This is a genomic window from Caldisericia bacterium (assembly GCA_021158845.1).
Taxonomy (GTDB): domain Bacteria; phylum Caldisericota; class Caldisericia; order B22-G15; family B22-G15; genus B22-G15.
In genome coordinates, this window is record JAGGSY010000040.1 from 1 (window position 1) to 7,724 (window position 7,724).

Annotated in this window: 9 protein-coding genes; all 9 read left to right on the forward strand. The window is 36.3% G+C overall.

Features of this window, described 5'->3' with window-relative positions; translation table 11 throughout:
* Positions 1-187 (forward strand): L,D-transpeptidase (locus J7J33_01525; GenBank protein ID MCD6167973.1); only part of this gene is annotated, 187 nt, incomplete at its 5' end.
* Complete coding sequence (locus J7J33_01530; protein MCD6167974.1) at positions 187-3,300, forward strand: hypothetical protein; 3,114 nt, start codon at positions 187-189, stop codon at positions 3,298-3,300. The genes J7J33_01525 and J7J33_01530, both read left to right, overlap by 1 nt.
* Before the next feature lie 66 nt (positions 3,301-3,366).
* A complete protein-coding gene (gene pdxS, locus J7J33_01535) occupies positions 3,367-4,251 on the forward strand; it encodes a pyridoxal 5'-phosphate synthase lyase subunit PdxS (GenBank protein MCD6167975.1) in 885 nt (294 codons plus the stop codon).
* Positions 4,251-4,826, forward strand: a complete 576-nt coding sequence (pdxT, locus tag J7J33_01540; protein MCD6167976.1) for a pyridoxal 5'-phosphate synthase glutaminase subunit PdxT — start codon at positions 4,251-4,253, stop codon at positions 4,824-4,826. Before pdxS ends, pdxT begins: the two co-directional genes overlap by 1 nt.
* Positions 4,827-4,831: 5 nt before the next feature.
* Positions 4,832-5,590: a YebC/PmpR family DNA-binding transcriptional regulator gene (locus J7J33_01545; GenBank protein ID MCD6167977.1), complete on the forward strand. Its 759-nt coding sequence runs from the start codon at positions 4,832-4,834 to the stop codon at positions 5,588-5,590.
* Positions 5,591-6,079, forward strand: coding sequence for a crossover junction endodeoxyribonuclease RuvC (locus J7J33_01550; GenBank protein MCD6167978.1), 489 nt, complete (start codon positions 5,591-5,593; stop codon positions 6,077-6,079). It abuts the gene before it with no gap.
* The gene (locus J7J33_01555; protein ID MCD6167979.1) at positions 6,063-6,614 is read left to right on the forward strand and encodes a hypothetical protein; all 552 of its coding nucleotides are present in this window, start codon (positions 6,063-6,065) and stop codon (positions 6,612-6,614) included. The genes J7J33_01550 and J7J33_01555 overlap by 17 nt, the downstream gene beginning before the upstream one ends.
* Positions 6,601-7,575: a Holliday junction branch migration DNA helicase RuvB gene (gene ruvB, locus J7J33_01560; GenBank protein ID MCD6167980.1), complete on the forward strand. Its 975-nt coding sequence runs from the start codon at positions 6,601-6,603 to the stop codon at positions 7,573-7,575. The genes J7J33_01555 and ruvB overlap by 14 nt, the downstream gene beginning before the upstream one ends.
* A partial coding sequence (locus J7J33_01565; protein MCD6167981.1) for an epoxyqueuosine reductase QueH occupies positions 7,572-7,724 on the forward strand: 153 nt, incomplete at its 3' end. The genes ruvB and J7J33_01565, both read left to right, overlap by 4 nt.

Sequence of the window (7,724 nt, forward strand, 5' to 3'; positions counted from 1 at the left end):
GGGAAAAAGTGTATCTCAGGGATGTGTAAGACTTCAGAACAAAGATGTGGAGAAAATATTTGATTATGTCAATGTAGGAGATAGAGTTAAAATATACAGTCCAAACTTACCAGATGATGTAAAGAAGTCATTTTCATTTTTAATTAATTTTTATGATATAAAAAGTTTTATAGAAGGGAGTAGATAATGAAAAAACCATTTACAGCAATTGTTATTATAATTTTACTCCTTTCTATCCCTTTCATTAAAATAGAAGGTAGGGCACAAAAAAGAATTGTTCTATTGAAAGATACACCTTCTTATGAAATAGAAGGGCTTGAGATAGTGGGGAAATCAAAAAATGGTTATATTGCTCTGTATTCTGGAAATCAAACTCTATCTATTCCTCATACCACCTTAAGAACTGTTAGAGATGAAGTAAAAGGCTATCATACATACGAAACTCTAACTGCTCAGTTGAAGGAGTATGAAGAAAATTATCCAGATCTTGTCACTCTCCAATCCATTGGCAAAACTTTGGAGGGAAGAGACATCTGGGCTGTAAGAATTGGTAAGGAACAGAACAAGAGGATACTTTTTATAGGATGTCATCATGCAAGAGAATGGATGAGTGTTGAGATACCACTAAAATTGATCGATTACCTTCTTACCAATTATAAAAGAGACGAGAGAGTAAAAAGATGGGTGGATTCTATAGAAATATGGGTTATTCCAATGCTCAATCCTGACGGACACACATACTCTGTGAAGGTTGATAGAATGTGGAGAAAGAATAGAAGAGATAATGGAGACGGAACATTTGGTGTGGATAACAACAGGAATTATGGTTATATGTGGGGACTCAGTGGTTCATCTGGAAATACATCATCAGAGACCTACAGGGGTCCATATCCTTTCTCAGAGTTAGAGAATCAGGCTATAAGAAATCTTGCCTACAAACATCCATTCAATCTTGTGGTCTCGTATCATAGTTTTTCAGAATTAATTCTGTATCCGTGGGGATACACAAAGAATCCTCCGCCTGATGAGGAAATTTTTGAAAGGATAGCGGAGGATATGGCTAAAACCACAGGACCACCAAATGATAATGACTACCCTGGACCCTATGACTACTATCCAATGCAGAGTTCCTATCTTTATACAACCAGCGGTGATTCAGATGATTGGTTTTATGGAGATATGGGAACTCTTTCCTTTACCATAGAACTAAACTCCTTTGAAGATTTCTTTGACCCACCTCCAGAAAAGATTGAACCTACATGGGAACAAACCAAGGGTATAGCATTTACTGCACTTGATTACACAGGTATCAACGGCTTACTAAAACTCCATATTGAAAGAGAGAATGGAGAATTGTATAACGGTGATGTCTATATAGAAGAAAAGGGAATTAGAAGAAAAACACAAAAAGAAGGGCTGTTTATGTATTTTCTACTTCCAGGAACTTACACAATTAATGTTAGGGGTGTGAAAAAGAAGATAACCATAAAAAAGGGAGAGGTCACTGAAGAAACCATGATTGTTTCTTCTAAGGTTAACTTAAATATAAATGTATGCTCAGAGAATAATAAAATTCCTCTCTCTTTCACAGCTAAGATTGGAAATAAAGAGATAGAAGGTTTTGGTGGTGGAACATTTGAAAACCTTGAACCTGATAAATATACCCTTGAAGTTTATTCACAGGGATTCTATCCCTTCAAGAAAAGTATAGATCTAAAAAGTGATAAATCAATGGATATAATCCTTAAACCAAAAAAACTATTTGCCTCTAAGTTTGATTTTCCTGATTTTGAAAAAATTACAAAGGACACAAATCTCAAAGATTATCAGTATGTATTAACTGATAAGTTTCCAAGTACGAGGATGGTAAATTTTGTAATATTCAATAAGAATCCTGACTCAATGACTGTAAACTATTTTGGTATCAGGGATTTGAAGGAGTCAAAGGGAGATATATCTGGACTGGATGGTTCATTTAAAGATAAAACCTTTACCCTAAGTGACGGAAGTTCCTTTGTTTCAAAAGAGAAACCAATTTTTACATTTGAGAATGGAACTTTTGCCTCTGTTGAAAAGAACAGGAATATATACTTCTCATTCAATCCATCAGATGTTGGTGAAACTTACGAATTCTTCAAAATCCTTGAAAGTTATCTATACGAGAATCTAAAAACTCTTGAGATTGAGTATCCTAGGTACACAAATAAAGAGAGTGTAGATATTAAAATAGGATTTTTAAGAAATGGATATATAAAGATAAATGATAAATTTTACTATGCAAAGGATGGAAGTGCTTCTATTAAATTAACAGGTCTAAATACAGGAGAAAACAAAATCCTTGTTGAGGGTTTTGTCAATGATAAAAAGGTTGATTCAAAAGAGATAGATATAGTTGTGGATAAACTATCTCCAGAAATTATCGCAAAAGAAGAACAATACCTGAATGGCAAAAGGTTTTTAATCTTTAAAGTTCGTGAGGAGAATTTAAAAGATGTCTCCGTCTCAACGGGGGAGATTAAGGGTGTAGTATCTGAAAATAAGCTTTTAAAAACATACTATGTAAAGCTAAATCCTATAAAAGATGGCAATTATTATGTAAAAATAACAGCAGAGGATATGGCAGGAAACAAAAACGAAAAGGTTATATTGGTGCACTATGACACCACTCCACCAAAAATTGAATATATACATCCAAAGGATGGAGAGAAGGTCAATGAAAAAGAGATAACTATAACTGGGAGAATAAATGAGGATGCTTTTGTTTACATAAATGGTCAACCTGTAAAAGTGGTAGATAAAAAATTTGAGTTTCCAGTAACTCTATCCACTGGATTAAACTTATTTAAGATAAAGATCTGGGACCTCTCAATGAATACCAGCATATACTACCTAAACATTGTTTATGAGGGAAAGAGGATAATATTAAAGATTGGAGATACCACTGCATGGATAGGTTCTAATGTATATAAACTTGAGTTTCCTCCCTTTATAAAAGAGGGAAGAACCTTTGTTCCATTAAGGTTTATAGTGGAAGGACTTGGCGGTAAAGTGGAGTGGTATGGTGAAGAGAGGAAAATTGTGGTTAAGTTTGAAGATAATACTCTAACTTTATGGATTGAAAAAAGGGAGGCTTTGTTAAACAATGAAACTGTATGTATAGATCCTGAAAATGAGAATATTTATCCAATAATTTTGAATGGAAGAACATTCATACCTTTAAGATTTGTTGCAGAGAGTCTTGGATTTAATGTTGAGTGGGAAGGAGACACAAAAACCATTATCATATATAGAGATGATTAATCCCTCACTAACCTTAATTGACCTCACTCTTTCTCGGTGATAAACTATTTATTGGAGGTTAAAGAGATGAAAGAATATGGTACAGTGAAAGTCAAAAGAGGATTGGCTGATATGTTAAAAGGTGGTGTAATCATGGATGTCACAAATCCTGAACAGGCAAAGATTGCAGAAGAGGCAGGTGCAGTGGCAGTTATGGCATTGGAAAGGGTTCCAGCAGATATAAGAAAAGAGGGTGGAGTTGCAAGAATGGCAGATCCTGCTCTTATTGAAGATATAATGAAATCTGTTACCATACCCGTTATGGCAAAGGTTAGAATTGGACATTTTGTGGAGGCTCAGATACTTGAGGCACTTGGGGTTGATTTCATTGATGAAAGCGAAGTATTGACTCCTGCTGATGAGGAGCATCATATAGATAAATGGAAATTCAAAATACCATTTGTTTGTGGGGCAAGGAATCTTGGGGAGGCATTGAGAAGAATTGCTGAGGGAGCAGCAATGATAAGAACAAAGGGAGAGGCAGGTACGGGAAATGTTGTTGAGGCGGTAAGACACATGAGAGCAGTTATGGATGAGATTAGAAAGATTAAATCTATGACAGAGGATGAACTCATGGCAGAAGCAAAGAGAATAGGAGCACCCCTTGAACTTGTTATAGAAGTGAAAGAACTTGGAAGACTTCCCGTTGTAAACTTCGCTGCTGGAGGAATAGCAACACCAGCAGATGCTGCTCTTATGATGCAGTTAGGAGCTGATGGAGTATTTGTTGGATCTGGAATATTTAAATCTGGAAACCCAAGAAAAAGGGCGAAGGCAATTGTAGATGCTGTTACATACTACGATAAACCTGAAATACTAAAGGAAGTCTCTAAAGATCTCGGAGAACCAATGGTGGGTATTGATATAAGGACTCTAAAAGAGGAAGAGCTACTTCAAAAAAGAGGTATGTAGTGAAGATTGGAGTTCTATCACTTCAGGGAGATGTAAGAGAACATCTAAATATACTGAATAAAATTGGAGTTGAGGGTGTTAGAGTAAGGACAAGGGATGAATTAGAGGAGGTTTCTGGGCTTATTATACCAGGTGGGGAATCAACCACAATTGGAAAATTACTTAAAAGGTTCAACCTTCTTGATATAATTAGAGAAAAGATTGAGAAGGGACTTCCTGTTTTTGGAACATGTGCTGGTTTTATACTTCTCGCAAAGGAAATTGAGCCAGAAACAGGACAACCAAGAATTGGAGTCCTCAATGTAAAGATAAGAAGAAACGCTTTTGGGAGGCAGATTGATAGTCATGAGGTAGATTTAGAGATAAAGGGCTTTGATAAACCTTTTCATGCAGTATTCATTAGAGCACCCATAGTTGAGAAAGTTGGAGAGAATGTTGAGATTCTCTCCAGAACAGATAGGGGAGTTGTTTTTGTAAGACAGAAGAATATACTTGGTGCATCCTTCCATCCTGAACTTACAGAGGATACAAGAATTCATGAGATGTTTATAAAAACAATCAAAGAAAGGAGGTGAAATAGGTGTCAGGACATTCCAAATGGCATAACATACAGGCAAGAAAATCTGCAGTTGATAAAAAGAAAGGGAAGCTCTTCAGTAAGCTCATAAGAGAGATAACCATTGCTGCAAGAGAAGGTGGAGGAGATCCAGAGACAAATCCAAGACTTAGAACTGCCATAGAGAAGGCAAAGGAAGCCAATATGCCCTCTGAGAATATTAAGAAGGCGATACTAAGAGGCACAGGACAGTTAGAGGGTCAGAAGTATGAGGAAATAGTTTACGAAGGTTATGGACCTGGAGGAGTTGCTGTCTATGTGGAAGCTGTAACTGACAACAAGAATAGAACAACTGCAGAAATTAGAAGAATATTCTCAAGACATGGAGGAAGCCTTGGAGAAAATGGATGTGTCTCATGGATGTTTGAAAGAAAAGGGCAGTTAAAAATTGACCCTCAGGGAATGTCAGATGATGATATACTTCTAATCTCTGCCGATGCAGGAGCTGAAGACCTTAAAAGGGAAGATAGTGAAGTCTATGTCTATACCTCTCCCTCTGACCTTTACAAAGTAAAGCAATCCCTTGAGGAGAATGGCATTAAAGTTGTATCCGCAGATTTTGTAATGATACCAAAGAATAGTGTAAAAGTAGAGGGTGAGAAAGCAGAGCAGACACTCAAACTCATAAGTGAACTTGAAGATCATGACGATATTCAGAAAGTATTTTCAAATTTTGAAATTTCCGATGAGGAAATGGAAAGAATAGCTCTTTCCATGAAATAGATGCTCATACTCGGAATTGACCCTGGTCTTTCAAACCTTGGATATGCCATAGTAGAGGATAAAGATCCACCTTCTCTTGTTGAATATGGAGTTATAGAAACGAAGAAAACCACTCCATATAACATAAGGTTAAGGGAGATCTTTGAGAAATTACAATCTCTATTCAAAAAATACAAGCCAGAAGTTACTGTTTTAGAAAAACTTTATTTTAAGAAGAATGTTAAAACAGCAATGCGGATAGGAGAGGTAAGAGGAGTAATTCTTCTCCTCACCTCTCTATTTAATTCAGAGATATCTGAAATATCACCTTCTAAAGTGAAGAGTTCATTTACAGGATTTGGAAGAGCAGGAAAGAAGGAGATGAAGAGAATGGCTGAAATTCTATTTAAGAAAAGAATAAAAGAGGATGATTCCGTTGATGCAATAGCGATAGCTCTTGCTTACATAAACACAAAAACTTTTGAGGAAAAAGGTGATCTCCTTTCTTAAAGGCAAAGTGATAGCAAGGGAGGAAAATTCAATAGTAATCCTTACCCCATCGGGTATAGGCTTTAAAGTTTTTGTCCCATATCCTGAAAAGATCAAAGATGAAATTTTTGTATCACATGTAAGCGACAGCAGAGAACAGAATCTATTCGGCTTTTTGACCTTTGAGGAACTAACTCTTTTTGAGAAACTGATAAAACTTCCAGGAATTGGACCAAAATCAATCCTGTCTCTATTCAGATACTACACCCCATCTGAACTTTACAAAGCCATTGAAAACAAAGAGGATCTAATCGTTAAAGGTGTAAGAAAAAAAATTCTTAAGGACATTGTAAATTTTCTATCAAAGGATATAGAGGAGAGTTATTTGAAGGAAGATGAATTTTCAGAGGCAGTAAAAGTTCTTCTATCCCTGGGATTTGAAAAGGATAAAGTTTATGATATTGTAAGGAAAGTAAGGAGAAAGAAGGGTAAAGAGTTGAAAGTGGATGAAATAGTGAAACTTGCCCTGAAAGAGATAAAAAATGAAGGGAAGTGAGAGAGATATACCCATAAGACCTGAAAGTTTAAAGGACTATATTGGTCAAGAAAAGATAAAGAGAAACTTAAGAATATTTTTGGATGCTGCCATAAAGAGAAGGGAACCGTTGGATCACATTCTTCTATATGGTCCTCCAGGAATAGGAAAAACCACCCTTGCCTATGTAATCGCCAAAGAGATGAGAGCCCAGATTAAATCGGTTACAGGACCATCCCTTGAGAAAAGTGGAGATATCGCTGCAATACTTACTTCCTTGCCAAAGATGTCCATTCTATTTATAGATGAAATCCATAGAATTCCACACAATGTTGAAGAGACTCTGTATCCAGCCATGGAGGATTTTAAACTCCATATCGTTTATGGAAAAGGACCCTCTGCAAGAACATTAACTATAAACCTTGAACCATTTACCCTGATTGGTTCCACCACAAGGGTTGGTATGCTCACCTCTCCTCTAAGAGAGAGATTTGGTATTATATTCAGACTGGAATTTTACAAACCAGAAGAGATAGTTAAGATAATTATGAGGGGGGCAAAAGTGTTTAACATAGATATAGGAGAGGAAGAAGCTTTTGAGATAGCTAAAAGATCAAGAGGAACTCCCCGTGTTGCACTAAGAATCTTAAGAAGGGTTAGAGATTTCAGCGAGATAAAGAACAGAGGAAAAATAGATATGAATGTGGTAATTGAAACGGTGAAATCCCTTGGCATAGATGATAAGGGACTTACTCCACAGGATAGAAGGTTGTTAAAAATTTTAATAGAAAAATTTAATGGAGGTCCTGCAGGTATAGACACCCTCGCCGCAATTTTAGGTGAAGACAGGGAGACAATTGAAGATGTTTATGAGCCATACCTACTTCAGATAAACTTTTTAGAGCGTACACCAAGGGGAAGGATTGCCACAGATCTTGCATACAGGCATCTGAAGATGGGAGATGGTAAAAAACCTTTATGAAGAAACTTCTATTACATGTTTGCTGTGCTCCATGCCTTATAGTTCCATTCTCTGAGTTCAGTAAAGAGTTTGATATAACTCTATTTTTCTACAATCCCAATATTCATCCCATAAGAGAGTATAAGGAGAGATTGAATACACTAAAGGAG